Annotated in this window: 15 protein-coding genes; 14 read left to right on the top strand and 1 reads right to left on the bottom strand. The window is 37.5% G+C overall.

What is annotated here, in order from left to right; genetic code table 11:
- The first annotated feature begins 10 nt into the window (after positions 1-10).
- The gene (pyk, locus tag IEV41_RS13995) at positions 11-1765 is read left to right on the top strand and encodes a pyruvate kinase (protein ID WP_188389121.1); all 1755 of its coding nucleotides are present in this window, start codon (positions 11-13) and stop codon (positions 1763-1765) included.
- A gap of 73 nt (positions 1766-1838) precedes the next feature.
- The gene (locus IEV41_RS13990) at positions 1839-2219 is read left to right on the top strand and encodes an FxsA family protein (RefSeq protein ID WP_188389120.1); all 381 of its coding nucleotides are present in this window, start codon (positions 1839-1841) and stop codon (positions 2217-2219) included.
- 29 nt (positions 2220-2248) lie between these two features.
- On the opposite strand, the gene ytvI is transcribed toward IEV41_RS13990, so the two are convergent.
- Positions 2249-3358, bottom strand: coding sequence for a sporulation integral membrane protein YtvI (ytvI, locus tag IEV41_RS13985; protein WP_188389119.1), 1110 nt, complete (start codon positions 3356-3358; stop codon positions 2249-2251).
- 92 nt (positions 3359-3450) lie between these two features.
- On the opposite strand from ytvI, the gene IEV41_RS13980 reads away from it, so the two are divergent.
- The 12 genes from IEV41_RS13980 to IEV41_RS13925 all read left to right on the top strand — a co-directional run bounded on the left by IEV41_RS13980 (position 3451) and on the right by IEV41_RS13925 (position 17117).
- On the top strand, positions 3451-3912 hold the full coding sequence (locus IEV41_RS13980; protein WP_188389118.1) for a DUF441 domain-containing protein: 462 nt from the start codon (positions 3451-3453) through the stop codon (positions 3910-3912).
- Positions 3913-4149: 237 nt separating this feature from the next.
- Positions 4150-5268 (top strand): citrate synthase, encoded by a 1119-nt coding sequence (citZ, locus tag IEV41_RS13975; RefSeq protein WP_188389117.1) that lies wholly within the window; start codon positions 4150-4152, stop codon positions 5266-5268.
- A gap of 113 nt (positions 5269-5381) precedes the next feature.
- Positions 5382-6668 (top strand): NADP-dependent isocitrate dehydrogenase, encoded by a 1287-nt coding sequence (icd, locus tag IEV41_RS13970; RefSeq protein WP_188389283.1) that lies wholly within the window; start codon positions 5382-5384, stop codon positions 6666-6668.
- Positions 6669-6690: 22 nt separating this feature from the next.
- On the top strand, positions 6691-7623 hold the full coding sequence (gene mdh / locus IEV41_RS13965; RefSeq protein ID WP_188389282.1) for a malate dehydrogenase: 933 nt from the start codon (positions 6691-6693) through the stop codon (positions 7621-7623).
- A 102-nt stretch (positions 7624-7725) separates the two neighbouring features.
- Positions 7726-8196 carry an FAS1-like dehydratase domain-containing protein gene (locus tag IEV41_RS13960; RefSeq protein WP_188389116.1) on the top strand — a complete coding sequence of 157 codons (471 nt, stop codon included), beginning with the start codon at positions 7726-7728 and terminating at the stop codon, positions 8194-8196.
- Between the two features lie 164 nt (positions 8197-8360).
- Positions 8361-9077: a response regulator transcription factor gene (locus IEV41_RS13955; RefSeq protein ID WP_188389115.1), complete on the top strand. Its 717-nt coding sequence runs from the start codon at positions 8361-8363 to the stop codon at positions 9075-9077.
- The gene (gene pnpS / locus IEV41_RS13950; RefSeq protein WP_188389114.1) at positions 9070-10818 is read left to right on the top strand and encodes a two-component system histidine kinase PnpS; all 1749 of its coding nucleotides are present in this window, start codon (positions 9070-9072) and stop codon (positions 10816-10818) included. Before IEV41_RS13955 ends, pnpS begins: the two co-directional genes overlap by 8 nt.
- Positions 10819-11165: 347 nt before the next feature.
- Entirely contained in the window at positions 11166-13793 is a 2628-nt protein-coding gene (gene polA / locus IEV41_RS13945) for a DNA polymerase I (protein ID WP_188389113.1), read from the top strand.
- 12 nt (positions 13794-13805) lie between these two features.
- Positions 13806-14630 carry a DNA-formamidopyrimidine glycosylase gene (gene mutM / locus IEV41_RS13940; RefSeq protein WP_188389112.1) on the top strand — a complete coding sequence of 275 codons (825 nt, stop codon included), beginning with the start codon at positions 13806-13808 and terminating at the stop codon, positions 14628-14630.
- Complete coding sequence (gene ytaF / locus IEV41_RS13935; protein ID WP_373284232.1) at positions 14590-15330, top strand: sporulation membrane protein YtaF; 741 nt, start codon at positions 14590-14592, stop codon at positions 15328-15330. Before mutM ends, ytaF begins: the two co-directional genes overlap by 41 nt.
- A 46-nt stretch (positions 15331-15376) precedes the next feature.
- A complete protein-coding gene (gene coaE / locus IEV41_RS13930) occupies positions 15377-15991 on the top strand; it encodes a dephospho-CoA kinase (protein WP_188389110.1) in 615 nt (204 codons plus the stop codon).
- 91 nt (positions 15992-16082) lie between these two features.
- Positions 16083-17117, top strand: coding sequence for a glyceraldehyde-3-phosphate dehydrogenase (locus IEV41_RS13925; RefSeq protein ID WP_188389109.1), 1035 nt, complete (start codon positions 16083-16085; stop codon positions 17115-17117).
- Positions 17118-17204: the final 87 nt, after the last annotated feature.

The following is a 17204-nucleotide window of genomic DNA, read 5'->3' as shown; positions in this document are numbered from 1 at the left end:
AGGAAACAAAATGCGTAAAACAAAAATCGTTTGTACAATTGGTCCTGCAAGTGAAAGTAAAGAAAAATTAATCGAGTTAATGAATTCAGGCATGAACGTCTGTCGTCTGAACTTCTCCCATGGTAGTCATGAAGAGCATGCAGCACGTATTACGACAATCCGTGAAGCTGCGAAAGAAGTGGGAAAAACAGTTGCGATTCTTTTAGATACAAAAGGTCCTGAAATTCGTACGCATGACTTTGAAAATGGTCAAGCCGAATTAGTAATAGGTGCTGAAGTAGTTCTTGCTACAGAGCAAGTGTTAGGTACAGCAGAGCGATTCTCGATTTCATACCCAGGCTTAATCGATGATGTAGAAGTAGGTTCTCGTATCTTAATCGATGACGGTTTAATTGAGTTAGAAGTAATCGCTAAAGAAGGAACTGATATCCGTACACGTGTATTAAACAGCGGTATGGTAAAAAACAAAAAAGGTGTAAACGTACCAAACGTAAGCATTAAGTTACCTGGTATAACAGAAAAAGATAAGCAAGATATTCTTTTCGGTGTTGAGCAAGGTGTGGACTTCATCGCCGCTTCATTCGTTCGTAAAGCGTCTGATGTATTAGAAATTCGTGAATTACTTCGTGAGAATGGTGCTGACTATATTCAAATCATTCCAAAAATCGAGAACCAAGAAGGTATCGATAACATCGATGCAATCTTAGAAGTATCTGATGGTTTAATGGTTGCTCGTGGTGACATGGGTGTAGAAATTCCACCTCAAGAAGTACCATTAGTACAAAAGCGTTTAATCAAGAAGTGTAACTTACTTGCGAAGCCAGTAATTACTGCAACGCAAATGTTAGACTCAATGCAACGCAACCCACGTCCAACTCGTGCGGAAGCATCTGATGTTGCGAACGCAATCTTAGATGGTACAGATGCAATCATGCTTTCTGGTGAAACAGCTGCTGGTCAATACCCAGTTGAATCAGTACACATGATGGCAACAATCGCTGAGACTGTGGAAGCGAGCTTAGATTACAAAAACTTATTAAGCAAGCGTACGAAAGACGTACAAACAAACATTACAAATGCAATCGGACAATCTGTTGCACACACTGCATTATCATTAGATGTTGCTGCAATCGTAACTCCAACAGAATCTGGTCATACAGCTCGTACAATCTCTAAGTACCGTCCAAAAGCTCCAATCGTGGCAGTAACATTTGATGAGCATGTATGCCGTCGTTTATCACTTGTATGGGGTGTGAATGCTCAACTTGCGAAGAAAGTAAACACAACAGACGAAATGATTGACAGTGCAGTTCAAACTGGTATGAAAGCTGGTTTCATCAATAACGGTGATACAATCGTAATTACTGCTGGAGTTCCTGTAGGTGAAACAGGTACAACAAACATGATGAAAGTACAAATGGTTGGCGAAGCATTATTAACAAGCCAAGGAATTGGTCGTAAATCAGCAACTGGTGAAGTAGTCGTAGCTCATACAGGTGCAGAGGCAATGAGCAAAATGAAAGCTGGTGCGGTATTAGTAACAACTGCAACGGATAAAGATATGATGCCTGCAATCGAAAAAGCAGCTGCATTAATTGTTGAAGAAGGTGGATTAACATCTCACGCTGCAGTAGTAGGAGTTAACTTAGGTATTCCAGTAATTGTTGGTGCTGCAAATGCAACGAACATTTTTGTAGATGGCCAAGATATTACAGTTGATGCTTCTCGTGGAATTGTTTATAATGGTAACTCAGGAGTGCTATAAGAAATATTGATGGAGAGAAGGTTTCGACCTTCTCTTTTTTTTATATTATAATAATGTTAAAGGGGGAGGACGGATGAAGAAATATGTATTTATTGGACTAAGTGGCATAGCCATTGTTGAATTTATGGTGTTTATTTTAGTTGGTCAATATATTGGGGTACTACCAATAATATTCATTTCTGTATGTACAAGCATTATTGGTATTTTGTTACTAAAGAAACAAGGTATTAAAATTATGAATGATATTAAATTGCAATTAAGTCGTGGGCAAGTGCCAACTGATGCTGTATTGGATGGTATTTGTGTTATCATTGGGGGTATTTTGCTACTTATTCCTGGTTACGTGACAGATGTAATTGGTCTTGTGTGTCTTCTTCCGCTTACAAGAGGAAAAGTTAGAGACACAATAAAAGGATATATACAGCATCGAGTGCTTTCTTCATATCGACGATAAAAGTCTCCCTTTTCAAAAAGGAGACTTTGTTATTTTTTAATAATAAATCGCCATAAATCTTCAAAGATGTGAACGGAGTGTAATGTCTTAATGATAACTAAGATAACTGGTCCGATAATTAACCCCAAGAAGCCGAATAAATTAAATCCAACAAATAGTGCAATTAGCGTTGCTAATGGGTCTAATCCAATGTTGGATGACAGAACTTTAGGTTCCATAATTTGTCTTTGAATCAGTACAATGATGTATAAGACTAGGAGGGCAATTGCAAAGCTAATATTTCCTGTGAGGAAAGAGTATGCAATCCACGGGATAAGAATGAATCCTGTACCAAGGTATGGGAGTAAATCAACGAATCCTATAATGAGTGAAACAGTAATAGCGTATGGGACTTGTAGAATGGTTAATCCGATTAAGACAATAACGGTTGTCATTGTAATTAGCATAAGTTGTGCCTTTATAAAACCTAAAAAAGCTTTCTTTAATTCATGAATGATAGGTCTTCCGTAACGATGAAACTTTTGCGGAAGAATCCGTTGGATAAATCGACGTAGTTTGTCCCAGTCTTTACTGATGAAAAAGGTTGCTAATAGAGAAAATACAAGTGCGGCAATAGTTGTAGGTAAATTACTAATGAAAACACTAATACTTAGTAGAATGTTGGAAATGATTTTTGTGCTAGAGTCAATAATTCGTTCGCCAAAATTTTGGATATTATGGATGATTGTATTTTGATTACTTGGGTCTAATTCACTGAAGCGAGAATTTATTTGTTCGTAGATAGGAACGATATGTTGTGTCAGGTAGTCTTCAATAAAGGTAACGGTATGGCGGAAATAACTCGGTATAATAGTTGATAAATATTGTGTACCGTTAATAAGTTCAACAATTAAAAAGGTAAGAATACCTCCAAGTGAACCAATAAGAAGAATGAGTGATAAAAAGACTGCTAATCCTCGTGGTAAGCGTGTGTTTCGTTCTAGGAAGTTAACAAGGGGATTCATCATATATGCAAGTACTAGTGCAATAACAAAAGGGTATACTAATTTGGCAAGAAAGAAGAATAGATACATACTACCTGTGATAATTGCGATGATGATCAGTAAGCGCAAGACGACATGTATATAATGTACATTCAAGGATGGGTGCCCCTTTCCCTATATAATGGTAATTTTATTGTACTCGTTTATTGTTTGTTTGAAAAGAAATGTTTGAGAGAGGATGATACGGGATGTTTTCAGAACCGATTCTATTTTTAGTAGTTTTACTTGTTATTGGATTCGTTGCGAAAAATCAGTCATTAATGGTGGCTGTTGCTGTATTACTTGTATTAAAAGTTACACCACTCGGAGATAAAGTGTTTCCGCATTTACAGTCTAAAGGAATAAATTGGGGAGTTACAGTTATTACAATTGCTGTGCTTGTCCCAATTGCAACTGGTGATATCGGATTTAGGCAGCTACAAGACGCATTAAAGTCATACTATGCATGGATTGCAATTGGTTCGGGTATTTTTGTTGCAGTTATTGCAAAAGGTGGATTAAATTTATTAGCAAACGATCCTCATATTACAGCGGCGCTTGTGTTTGGTACAGTTCTTGCTGTAGCGTTGTTTAATGGTGTAGCTGTAGGTCCGTTAATTGGTGCTGGAATTGCATATTGGATCATGTGGATTGTTAATTACTTCAAATAAGTAGTATGATAAAAAGGAGTGTAAATGACACTTCTTTTTATCATACGTTTGAATACGCTTACTTTCTTTAAATTGTTTTAATTCACAAAAGTTAGATAATTGTTTATAATAGATTTATAGTTTTATTATCGTTACATACTAGTATGTGTAATTGTGAGAAAATAGATTGATATGGCTTTGAAAAGTAGTTTGAATTGTATGGGGTGGAGAAATTTTTTTGGAAAAGGAGAGGTTGACATGGTAGTAAAAGGACTCGAAGGCGTAGTAGCTACACAATCATCAATTTCATCAATTATCGATGATACATTAACGTATGTAGGATACGGAATTGATGAGTTAGCTCAATTTTGTAGCTTTGAGGAGGTAGTTTATTTATTATGGCACCAAAGACTTCCTAATAAACAGGAATTAGAAGAAATTCGAAAAGAGTTAGCGCTTAATGCAAGTATTCCGTCGAATATTATTCATTATTTAAAAGGCATTCCATTAAATAAAATTAATCCTATGGCAGTGGTGAGAACGGGTGTATCATTATTCTCTTTCTACGACAAAGATGCAGATTCACTAGATAAAGAAGCACTATATGTAAAATCTCTAAAGGTTCAAGCGAAAATCTCAACGTTAGTAGCAATGTTTTCTCGCTTGCGTAAAGGGTTAGATCCAATTGCTCCACGTAAAGATTTAGGCTTTGCAGCAAATTTCTTATACATGTTAAATGGTCGTGTGCCGAATGAGATTGAAGAAGAGGCGTTTAATAAAGCGTTAGTACTTCATGCCGATCACGAATTGAATGCTTCTACATTTACAGCTCGTGTATGTGTAGGAACATTATCGGATGTATATTCTGGTATGACAGCTGCAATTGGAGCGTTAAAAGGACCACTTCATGGTGGTGCAAATGAAAACGTAATGAAGATGTTAATGGAAATTGGCGAGTTAGATAACGTAGAATCGTATATCTTAGAGAAGTTAGAGAAGAAAGAAAAGATTATGGGATTTGGTCACCGTGTATATCAACAAGGTGATCCACGTACAAAACATTTGAAAGATATGTCAAGACGCTTATGTGATATTACTGGAAATCAAAAATGGTATGAGATGAGTGTGAAAGTAGAGGAACTATTAGCGGAGAAGAAGAAGAACTTACCGCCAAATGTAGACTTCTATTCTGCGACAGTATACCATTCATTAGGCATTGACTCAGATTTATTTACACCAATCTTTGCTGTTGCTCGTACGTCTGGTTGGTTAGCACACATCATGGAGCAATATGAAAACAATCGCCTAATCCGTCCGCGTGCAGATTACACAGGACCGGATAAGCAAGTATATGTTCCATTAGAGCAAAGAGATTAATTACACAATAAAAAAACTGATTATTTCATATACGCAGAAAACTATTTCGATATAACTGGGTTATCAATTTAATTTAGTCGTATCGATTGAAGAAATTAGGAGGTTATTTAATGATGGTAAATGGAGAAAAGATTACAGTAACGAATGGTCAATTAAACGTACCGAGTCATCCGATTATTCCTTTCATTGAAGGTGATGGAATTGGACCGGATATTTGGAAAGCAGCTTCACGTGTATTAGAAGCTGCTGTTGAAAAAGCATACGATGGAAAACGCGGAATCGTATGGAAAGAGGTTCTTGCTGGAGAGAAAGCATTCAACCAAACAGGTGAGTGGTTACCAGAAGAAACGTTAAACCTTATTAGAGAATACTTAATTGGTATTAAAGGACCATTAACAACTCCAATTGGTGGCGGAATTCGCTCGTTGAACGTAGCACTTCGCCAAGAGTTAGACTTATTCGTATGCTTACGTCCAGTACGTTATTTTGAAGGAGTGCCATCTCCAGTAAAACGTCCAGAAGATACAGATATGGTTATCTTCCGTGAGAACACAGAGGATATTTATGCTGGTATTGAGTATGCACAAGGTTCAGAAGGTGTAGAAAAGTTAATTGCATTCTTACAAAATGAATTAGGCGTAAATAAAATCCGTTTCCCTGAAACATCAGGTATCGGTATTAAGCCTGTATCAGCAGAAGGTACGAAACGTTTAGTTCGTGCAGCTATTAACTATGCAATTTCAGAAGGACGTAAATCTGTAACATTAGTTCATAAAGGAAACATTATGAAATTTACAGAAGGTGCGTTCAAGAACTGGGGTTACGAAGTAGCAGAGCAAGAGTTCGGTGATAAAGTATTTACATGGGCTGAATACGACCGTATCGTAGAAGAACATGGTAAGAATGCTGCGAATGAAGCAATGGCAAAAGCGGAAGAAGAAGGAAAAATCTTAATTAAAGATTCAATTGCAGACATCTTCCTACAACAAATTTTAACGCGCCCACGTGAGTTCGATGTTGTAGCAACAATGAACTTAAATGGTGACTATATTTCAGATGCATTAGCAGCACAAGTTGGTGGAATTGGTATTGCGCCAGGCGCAAACATCAACTATGAAACTGGTCATGCAATTTTTGAAGCGACACACGGAACTGCCCCGAAGTATGCTGGTTTAGATAAAGTGAACCCATCTTCTGTTGTTTTATCAGGAGTACTAATGTTAGAGCATTTAGGATGGAACGAAGCGGCGAAGTTAGTAATCGAAGCGATGGAGCAGACGATTTCTTCGAAAGTAGTAACATATGATTTCGCTCGTTTAATGGAAGGTGCAACGGAAGTGAAGTGCTCTGAGTTTGCGGATGAGTTAATTAACAATATGACTGCTGTATTAGCAAAGTAAAGGGGAAGATACCATGACAAAGATGAAAAGAAGAAGAATTTCTGTTATCGGTGGCGGATTCACAGGAGCAACAACAGCTTTCTTATTAGCACAAAAAGAATTAGGTGATGTTGTATTAGTGGATATTCCACAAATGGAAAACCCAACAAAAGGAAAAGCGTTAGATATGTTAGAAGCGAGCCCAGTTCAAGGGTTTGATGCAAACATTATCGGTACAAGCGACTATGAAGATACAGCAGACTCGGATGTAGTTGTTATTACAGCTGGAATTGCACGTAAGCCAGGTATGAGTCGTGACGATCTTGTTGCAACAAACGGCAACATTATGAAAGCTGTAACACGTGAGATTGTAAAATACTCACCAGATTGCTTCATTGTTGTATTAACAAATCCAGTAGATGCAATGACATACAGCGTATTCCAAGAATCTGGTTTCCCGAAACATCGTGTTATCGGCCAATCAGGTGTACTAGATACAGCGCGCTTCCGTACATTTGTAGCACAAGAGTTAAACTTATCGGTGAAAGATGTAACTGGTTTCGTATTAGGTGGTCATGGTGATGATATGGTACCTCTAGTACGCTACTCCTATGCTGGTGGTATTCCATTAGAAAAGTTAATTCCACAAGAGCGTTTAGATGCAATTGTGGAAAGAACAAGAAAAGGTGGCGGCGAAATCGTTAACTTATTAGGTAATGGTAGTGCATACTATGCACCAGCAGCTTCATTAGTAGAAATGGTGGAAGCAATCTTAAAAGACCAACGTCGTGTATTACCAACAATTGCCTACTTAGAAGGTGAGTATGGATTTGATGGTATTTACTTAGGTGTTCCAACAATTATTGGTGGAAATGGTATTGAAGAAATTATCCAATTAGACTTAACAGAAGAAGAAGAAAAAGCGTTAGCGAAATCAGTGGAATCTGTTAAAGCGGTAATGAACGCATTAGTATAATGTGAACACTAACTAATGCATATAGAAAGTCGAGGACATATGTTACGTTCTCGACTTTTTGTTTCACTACAGATGTTGATATAAGTAGGGGAGGGCGAGGGCGTGTTACGAAAGAAAAAGAGAATGGGTAGACATATTCATGAAATCTGTGTTGGGGAAAAGTTATCATTAACAGAGAAAATGGAGGATAAAGACTTACTTCTTTATTTAGGGTTAACAAATGATACGAACCCATTATATATTCAACACGACTACGTAATGCAAACACCGTATAAAAAACCGATTGTTCCTACGACAATGTTAACAGGAATTATTTCCTCATCTATTAATAAATACTTACCTGGACCTGGCAGTCATATTATGAAACTAGAATTGAACTTTCTTCAAGCTATTCATCATGGTGAGTTATTGAAGTTTGATTTTGAAGTCGTACATGTAGATGTGGAACGCCAAATTGTGACGGTGCAAACGGTAGTATGTACAGAAGATGACGTACTTGTTATTGACGGGAATATTGTTGTTACCCCGCCGTATATGACGCCATCTGTTCACCACGCATTAGATAACTTCTGAAGAGGGAAGGCTAGCTTATAGGAAGCTAGCTTTTTTCTGTAGAATAAAGTTTATTTTCTGCAAGTTTGGAAGTTGTATTTATGTATTGAGGTATCATTTCATTCATAGTATGATGAAACCAACTGAATATCGGATATAGGGGAATTTATTATTTGGAGGAGAATATGAGTAAAAAAGTTTTAGTTGTAGATGACGAAGAATTTATCTTGACGTTAATTCAATTTAATCTTCAGCAAGCGGGATTTGAAGTTGTAACGGCAATGGATGGTGAAAGTGCGGTTCAAAAAGTACATGACGAAGCGCCGGATTTAATTGTGCTTGATTTAATGTTGCCAAAGAAAGATGGAATGGAAGTGTGTAAGCAACTTCGCTCAGAGAAAATCATGACACCAATTGTGATGTTAACGGCGAAAGATGATGAATTTGATAAAGTATTAGGGTTAGAACTAGGTGCAGATGATTATATGACGAAGCCGTTTAGCCCAAGAGAAGTCGTAGCGAGGGTAAAAGCTATTTTACGTCGTGCGAAAATGTATGAAGAATTTGTAGCAAAAGAAGTAGAGACAGAAACGCTGAAAATTGCAGATTTAAAAATTGTGCCAGAATCATATGAAGCATATTTTAAAGGAGCGCAACTGGAGTTAACACCAAAAGAATTTGAATTACTCCTTTATTTATCGAAAAATAAAGGGCGTGTATTAACAAGAGATCAATTACTTAGCTCTGTTTGGAACTATGACTTTGCTGGTGATACACGTATTGTAGATGTGCATATTAGTCATTTACGTGACAAAATCGAAGAGAATTCGAAGAAGCCACAGTACATTAAAACGGTACGTGGATTAGGGTACAAATTAGAGGAGCCAAAAATGAATGAATAGATTTCGTTCGAGGTTGCTCTTCGCTATTGTTACATTAACGGTCACGATATTAGTTGGCCTAGGAGTAATTATTGGTCAATTATTTAAGAGTTTTTATGTGGACTCGTTCAATAAACAAATGAAGCGGGAAGTACATTTTATTACATCATTAATCCAAGAGAATAATATCCAAGATATACGGAACATTTCAAAGACGTTAGATAAAATAGACGATGAATTAGAAATGAAGTTAGCGCTATTTGATAGCGAGCGAAAATTAATATATGCAACGAATAATCAAGAAATCGGTACGGAAGAATCTCATCTTACTATTTTTGAGGAGACAGAGAAAAACAAAGATGAAGTGTATTTTGTAAATCAAGAGAATGGTCAGTATGAGTACGGAATTTACTTAAAAGATTCAATGAATACAGAAGGATATTTAATTGTTTCTGTCTCGGTGAGCTCATTAAGTGAGGTTACCCAGCAAATATGGGTGATTTTGACGATTAGTTTAGCATTAGCTTTTGTTGTTATTTTATTCTTAGGTCTTAAGATCGCGAGTCAATATACAAAGCCGATTGAATCTGTCACACGTGTTGCGATTGAACTGGCAAAAGGCAATTATAAAGCAAGAACGTATGAAGACCATATTGATGAAACAGGCATGTTAAGCCAAGCCATTAATGTCTTAGCCCGTGATCTGCAAGAGATGGAACGAAAGAATGAGATGCAACAAGATCGTTTGCGTACATTAATTGAAAATGTCGGTAGTGGTATTGTATTGCTAGATGGACGTGGGTACGTAACGTTAGCGAATAGAACATACCGAGAGATCTTTGGTGTATCCAAAGATGAATATGAAGGTAAGTTGTTCTATGAAGTAATTCCATATAATGATGTTATTAAGCTTGTAGAGGAAATTTTGCTATCGGAAGTTCAGGTCCGTAAGCAACTGATGTTACCACTTAAGGGGGATAAACGTCATTTTGAGATATACGGGGCACCGATTATCGGAATGAATCACGAGTGGAAAGGCATTGTCTTAGTTTTCCATGACATTACTGGTATTAAAAAGCTAGAACAGATGAGAAAAGACTTTTTAGCAAACGTGTCACATGAATTGAAGACGCCAATTACGTCTATTAAGGGATTTTCGGAAACGTTACTAGACGGTGCGATGGAAGATGAGCAACTTCGTCAATACTTCTTAACGATTATTTTGAAAGAAAGTGATCGCATGCAGCGTCTGATTCAAGATTTGTTAGATCTATCGAAAATTGAGCAGCAAGGTTTCGAGTTGAATAAAGGCAAACTTAACATGAACGTGTTGTTACGTGAGATGGTAGAGCTTCTACAGGATAAAGCGAAGAATAAAGACCTTACGTTATGTTTAAAAGAAACAGAAGAAGTAGAAGTAATTGCAGATGGTCATCGTTTGCAGCAAGTGTTCATTAACTTAATTAATAATGCTATTTTGTACACGCCAGCAGAAGGAAGCATATGTGTTACATTAGAAGAGAAGAAGAGCCATATCATTATACAAGTGGCTGACACAGGAATTGGTATTGAGGAAGACGAAATACCGCGTGTGTTTGAGCGTTTTTACCGAGTAGATAAAGCGAGGAGCCGTAACTCTGGTGGTACAGGTCTTGGCCTAGCGATTGTTAAACACCTTGTTGAAGCGCATCATGGTACAATTGGGCTAAAGAGTAAAGTTGGTGAAGGGACAGTATTTACTGTTGCATTGCCGAAGAAATAAAGGGGAAAGAGTGTTCATCTATGATGGATGCTCTTTTTGTATCGATTACTGGTATATCTTTACACTTTTTTTACATAGGCTCAAACTAAAGTTAATGATTGGCTGGTAATATACTAAGTGAAAACCCCTTCATCCGATTTAGTGTGTGGGACGAGAGTGCCGACTTTTCGTCCTTCTTTTTTATTATCCTTTTGTGTGGATATGCGAGAGGTCCACAAAATCATAATCTTTATGTAAAAGATAAATCCCGAGTGCAAAAATGTGTTCGGGATTTTTTGATGTCTGTTTTCTTTCTATAGGCTAGGCGTGGTAAAATAGAGGAGACAAGTTAGAAGAGGAGGATATGTATGAAAAAGTTAATATTAGTGGACGGAAATAGTATTGCTTACCGAGCTTTCTTTGCACTGCCCCTATTAAATAATGATAAAGGAATACATACAAATGCCATTTATGGCTTTACAATGATGTTAATGAAAATATTGGAAGAGGAGAAGCCGTCGCACGTATTAGTAGCGTTTGATGCTGGTAAAACGACATTCCGCCATAAGACGTTTAGCGAATATAAAGGTGGAAGACAAAAGACACCGCCAGAGCTGTCTGAACAATTTCCTTTTATCCGTGAATTATTAGATGCCTTTCAAATTGCAAGATATGAGTTAGAAAATTACGAAGCAGATGATATTATCGGTACGCTAACAAAACAAGCGGAAGTGGATGGTTTTGAAGTAAAAGTCATTTCAGGAGATCGTGATTTACTTCAGCTTGTAACAGATACGACGACGGTGCATATTACGAGAAAAGGTATTACAGATGTTGATAAGTATACGCCGGCAATGATCGATGAGAAATACGGATTAACATCCGATCAAATTATCGATATGAAAGGTCTAATGGGAGATGCATCGGATAATATTCCAGGCGTACCTGGGGTTGGAGAGAAAACAGCAATTAAGTTGTTGAAGGAATTCCAAACAGTCGAGAATGTACTAGCGCATATTGACGATGTAAGTGGCAAGAAGTTGAAAGAACGCTTAACAGAGAACAAAGAACAAGCGTTAATGAGTAAAGAGCTTGCGACGATTAATTGTACGGCACCAATTACTGTGACGGTAGGTGACGCTGAGGTAAAAGAATATGATGCGCATGTTGTGACAGAGTTGTTCAAGAACTTAGGTTTCAATTCGCTACTTGAGAAAGTATCAGGTGAAGAAGTAGTAGATGAAGTGGAATTAGAAGATGTTAAATTCGAACATGTGGAAGTAATCACGCCAGAAATGTTGCTTGCTCATTCTTCTCTTCTTGTAGAGATGATGGACGAGAATTATCACAAGGCCGATATTCAAGGATTTGGAGTAGTGAATGAGAACGGTGTATATTACATTCCTACGGATGTAGCACTTCAATCAAATGACTTTAGAGCTTGGCTTGAAAATAAAGATATGAAGAAAATCACATATGATGTGAAGGGAGCAACAGTCGCGTTAAAGTGGAAAGGTATTTCGTTAGCAGGTGTAGATAACGATGTACTTATTGCGGCGTACATATTAGACCCTTCTGAATCAAATAAAGAGTTGAAAACAATTGTGAGTGCTAAAGGTTATGCAGATGTACAAGCGGAAGAAACAGTATATGGAAAAGGTGCAAAGCGAGCTGTTCCAAGTGAAGATGCATTAGCAAATCATATTATTCGAAAAGCACGCGCATTATATGAAATTGGACCAGTATTAATAAAGGAACTAATGGAAAATGAGCAGTATGGTTTGTTTGTAGACCTTGAATTGCCGTTAGCTTCTATTTTGGCAGAAATGGAGTTTATAGGTGTGAAGGTGAATCGTAGCCGTCTACACGAAATGGGTGAAGATTTATCAGCACAGCTACAAACGATTGAGCAAGAGATACATGAATTAGCAGGAGAAACATTCAATATCAATTCTCCAAAACAATTAGGTGTTATTTTGTTTGAGAAATTAGAATTGCCCCCAGTAAAGAAAACGAAGACGGGGTATTCGACTTCAGCAGAAGTGTTGGAGAAACTAATGGACCAACATGCGATTATTCCACTGATTTCTCATTATCGTCAATTAGGTAAGTTACATTCGACGTATGTAGAAGGCTTGTTAAAAGTTGTGTATGAGGATGAATCGAAAATCCATACACGCTTTAATCAAGTGCTAACACAAACAGGGCGACTTAGCTCGATTGACCCGAACTTACAAAACATCCCGATTCGTCTGGAAGAAGGAAGAAAGATTCGTCAAGCATTCGTTCCGTCTAATGAAGATTGGATTATCTTTGCGGCTGACTATTCACAAATTGAGTTACGTGTATTAGCGCACATCTCACAAGATGAAAATTTAATGGATGCGTTCCGTCAAGATTTAGATATTCATACGAAGACAGCAATGGATGTATTCCATGTGAAAGAAGACGAAGTAACGTCGAATATGCGACGACAAGCAAAAGCTGTTAACTTCGGAATTGTATATGGTATTAGTGACTACGGATTATCACAAAACTTAGGTATTACTCGAAAAGAAGCAGCGGATTTCATTGAACGGTATTTTGCGAGTTTCCCGGGTGTAAAAGAGTATATGGAGCGTGCAGTTCAAGAAACGAAATTACAAGGATACGTGACGACGCTTCTGAATCGCCGTCGTTATATCCCAGAGATTACGAGCCGAAACTTTAACTTAAGAAGCTTTGCGGAGCGAACAGCGATGAATACGCCAATTCAAGGAAGTGCGGCAGATATTATTAAGTTAGCGATGATTCGCATGGATGCACGATTAAAGAAGGAAAACATGCAGGCGAAATTGTTGTTACAAGTGCACGATGAATTAATTTTTGAGGCACCGAAAGAAGAAATTGAGCTATTAGAGCGTATCGTTCCAGAAGAAATGGAAAAAGCAATTGAATTAGTAGTGCCGTTAAAAGCTGATTACTCATTCGGACCAACATGGTTTGATGCGAAATAAGGAAGTGACAACATGCCAGAATTACCAGAAGTCGAAACAGTCAGGAGAACATTGCTTCAACTAGTGCAAGGAAAAACAATTAAAGAAATCGATGTTCATTGGCCGAAAATTATTAAAGAGCCAGATGATGTTGAAGTATTCAAGTCATTGTTAATTGGAGAAACGATTGAGGATGTAAGACGACGAGGGAAGTTTTTACTTATTGATTTAACAAATTGCACACTAGTTTCTCATTTACGTATGGAAGGGAAATATACGGTAGCGAATGTTTCGGAACCGAGTGATAAGCATACCCATGTTCTTTTTACTTTTACAGATGATACACAACTTCGGTACCGTGATGTACGAAAATTCGGAACGATGCATGTCTATCCGAAGGGAACAGAAAATTTGTATGATCCTCTTAAGTCATTAGGTCCAGAACCGTTCGATAAGGCTTTTACAGCTGATTATTTATATGAGAAGTTACATCGTACAAGTCGAAAGGTGAAGGTGGCTTTACTGGATCAATACATTGTCGTTGGTCTTGGGAATATATATGTTGATGAAGTACTTCATCGTTCTCTTATTCACCCTGAGAGAGTCGCATCTTCGTTAACAAAAGAAGAAGTGAGACGTGTATGGGAAGAAACAGTTGCGACCTTACAGGAAGCGATTGATAAAGGTGGAAGTACAATTCGAACATATGTGAACTCCCAAGGGAAGATTGGTACATTCCAAGAAACATTACTTGTATACGGTCGAAAAGGAGAAAGTTGTGTCACATGTGGCGTACCAATTGAGAAGACTGTAGTAGGTGGACGCGGAACGCACTACTGCCCAACATGTCAGAAGTAGAGTAACATATTGTAGGCTCTTTTCATATACATACACAAGTATGGAAGAAAGGAGTCCGTATATGCCCCAATATGTTTCGTTATTGTTGTTAGCGTGTGCGCTTAGTTTGGATAGTTGTAGTGTAGGGTTCACATATGGTCTACGAAAAGTGCATATTCCACTTAAGTCCATCATTGTTATTTCTATTTGCTCAGCAGCGGTGTTGGTGCTTGCGATGGGGGTAGGGTATGCCGCTGCTACTTTTGTTTCTCCAGAGGTTGCAACGAAAATTGGTGGAGTTGTTCTTATCGCGATTGGAGTTTGGGTGTTAATTCAATTTTTCAAATCTGATCAATCAGTAGATGAGCCATTAGTGGAACAGAAAACGTTAGTAAATGTTGAAATTAAATGGTTAGGCATTGTCATTCATATTTTACGCAAGCCAACTGTTGCGGATATTGACAAGTCAGGAACGATTACTGGCATTGAGGCATTACTCTTAGGGATTTCTTTGTCGTTAGATTCATTTGGAGCGGGTATAGGAGCATCGTTGTTAGGTTATTCCCCTCTTCTGATGGCTTTATTTATTACAGTCATGGGCTCATCATTCTTATTAATTGGTATGAGAATGGGAAAGGCGCTTTCTAGTATGAGGTGGTTGCAACGATTGACATTTTTGCCGGGAATATTACTTATCATTATTGGAATATGGAAAATGTGAGCATGGCGTTTGCCATGCTCATGTTATATGTGAGGAGGAGAAGGGTATGACAGTAGTAATTGGATTAACAGGCGGCATTGCTAGTGGAAAAAGTACAGTTTCAACAATGTTAGAGGAAATTGGAATACCTGTTATTGATGCAGACAAAATCGCTAAAGAAGTAGTTGAAGTTGGACAAGAGGCATATATCAAAATTGTCGCCACATTCGGAGAAGAAATCTTGTTGCCAAATGGAGAGCTAGACCGCTTAAAATTAGGGGCAATTATTTTTAATGATGCAGAAAAAAGAAAAATATTAAATAATATTGTACATCCTGCTGTTCGCGAATGCATGAACGAACGCAAAAATCGATATTTACAGGCTGGAGAAGAAGCGGTTGTACTTGATATCCCTCTTTTATTCGAAGGGAACTTAACGAATATTGTCGATAAAGTGTTAGTCGTGTATGTGGACGAAGAGGTGCAACTAGACCGATTGATGAAACGAAATGATTTTACGAAGGAAGAAGCTCTAGCTCGTATTCATTCGCAAATGCCATTAAAAGAAAAAGTTAGTCGTAGTGATGAAGCTATTAACAACAATGGTAGCCTAGAAGAAACAAAGAAAACATTGATGGTAATTCTAGGTAAATGGGGAATTATGAAAAAAGTGAAAAAATAGGAGCATTATCCAATACTTTTTTGCACCTAATATGATATACTAATAGTGGGAGTTTCAAGTAATTAGTATAACTCATTTAGGGGGATGTTGTATGTTATTGAAAGTTGCAGTTAATGGTTTTGGCAGAATTGGAAGAATGGTATTTAGACAAGTAATCAAAGATCATACGGTAGATGTGGTTGCCATTAATGCAAGCTATCCAGCTGAGACGTTAGCACATTTAATCAAATATGATACTGTACACGGCAAATTTGACGGTACTGTGGAAGCATATGAAGGATATCTTCTTGTCGATGGTAAGAAAGTGTTACTGTTAAATAACCGTAACCCTGAGGAATTGCCATGGAAAGAACTGCAAGTAGATATTGTTATTGAAGCAACTGGTAAATTTAATGCACGTGATAAAGCAGCCTTACACCTAGAAGCCGGAGCAAAGAAAGTGATTTTAACGGCACCTGGCAAAGAAGAAGACAAAACAGTCGTAATGGGTGTAAACGAACACGAATTAGATATTCAACAACATCATATTATTTCAAATGCATCTTGTACAACAAATTGCTTAGCGCCTGTTGTGAAAGTGTTAGATGATAAGTTTGGCATTGAGAATGGATTAATGACAACTGTTCATGCTTTCACAAATGATCAAAAGAATATTGATAACCCACATAAAGACCTACGTCGTGCTCGTGCATGTGGTCAATCTATTATTCCAACAACGACGGGTGCCGCGAAAGCGCTGTCAAAAGTATTACCACAACTGAATGGAAAGCTTCATGGTATGGCATTACGTGTACCTACACCAAATGTATCATTAGTGGACTTAGTAATAGATGTGAGACAACGTGTAACAATCGACGAAGTGAATGCTGCGTTTCGTGAGGCAGCTGCTAGTGCGATGAAAAATGTGTTAGATGTATGCGATGAGCCACTTGTCTCAATTGACTTTAATACGAATACGCATTCAGCGATTGTTGATAGCTTGTCAACGATGGTTATTGGTGAACATAAAATAAAAGTATTAGCATGGTATGACAATGAGTGGGGTTACTCAAGAAGAGTTGTTGATTTAGTAAGATATGTAGCAAACAAAATGATGGAGCCACAATATGTAACACATACTAATTAATTATAGAGAAACAGGAGAGGAGAAACACCTCTCTTTTTTTGAATCTTCTACAAAATATGCGAAAAAAAGAAAAAATTTATTTACACA

The organism is Priestia taiwanensis, assembly GCF_014638355.1.
GTDB lineage: Bacteria > Bacillota > Bacilli > Bacillales > Bacillaceae_G > Priestia_D > Priestia_D taiwanensis.
Note: the sequence above shows the minus strand (reverse complement) of the source record. Positions and strands in the feature narration are given on the sequence as shown.

Coding starts and splice junctions, on each gene's coding strand:
- mdh (WP_188389282.1), top strand. CDS start 6,691: ATGAAAAGAAGAAGAATTTCTGTTATCGGTGGCGGATTCACAGGAGCA.
- pyk (WP_188389121.1), top strand. CDS start 11: ATGCGTAAAACAAAAATCGTTTGTACAATTGGTCCTGCAAGTGAAAGT.
- IEV41_RS13990 (WP_188389120.1), top strand. CDS start 1,839: ATGAAGAAATATGTATTTATTGGACTAAGTGGCATAGCCATTGTTGAA.
- polA (WP_188389113.1), top strand. CDS start 11,166: ATGAAAAAGTTAATATTAGTGGACGGAAATAGTATTGCTTACCGAGCT.
- IEV41_RS13925 (WP_188389109.1), top strand. CDS start 16,083: ATGTTATTGAAAGTTGCAGTTAATGGTTTTGGCAGAATTGGAAGAATG.
- mutM (WP_188389112.1), top strand. CDS start 13,806: ATGCCAGAATTACCAGAAGTCGAAACAGTCAGGAGAACATTGCTTCAA.
- coaE (WP_188389110.1), top strand. CDS start 15,377: ATGACAGTAGTAATTGGATTAACAGGCGGCATTGCTAGTGGAAAAAGT.
- pnpS (WP_188389114.1), top strand. CDS start 9,070: ATGAATAGATTTCGTTCGAGGTTGCTCTTCGCTATTGTTACATTAACG.
- icd (WP_188389283.1), top strand. CDS start 5,382: ATGGTAAATGGAGAAAAGATTACAGTAACGAATGGTCAATTAAACGTA.
- citZ (WP_188389117.1), top strand. CDS start 4,150: ATGGTAGTAAAAGGACTCGAAGGCGTAGTAGCTACACAATCATCAATT.
- IEV41_RS13980 (WP_188389118.1), top strand. CDS start 3,451: ATGTTTTCAGAACCGATTCTATTTTTAGTAGTTTTACTTGTTATTGGA.
- IEV41_RS13955 (WP_188389115.1), top strand. CDS start 8,361: ATGAGTAAAAAAGTTTTAGTTGTAGATGACGAAGAATTTATCTTGACG.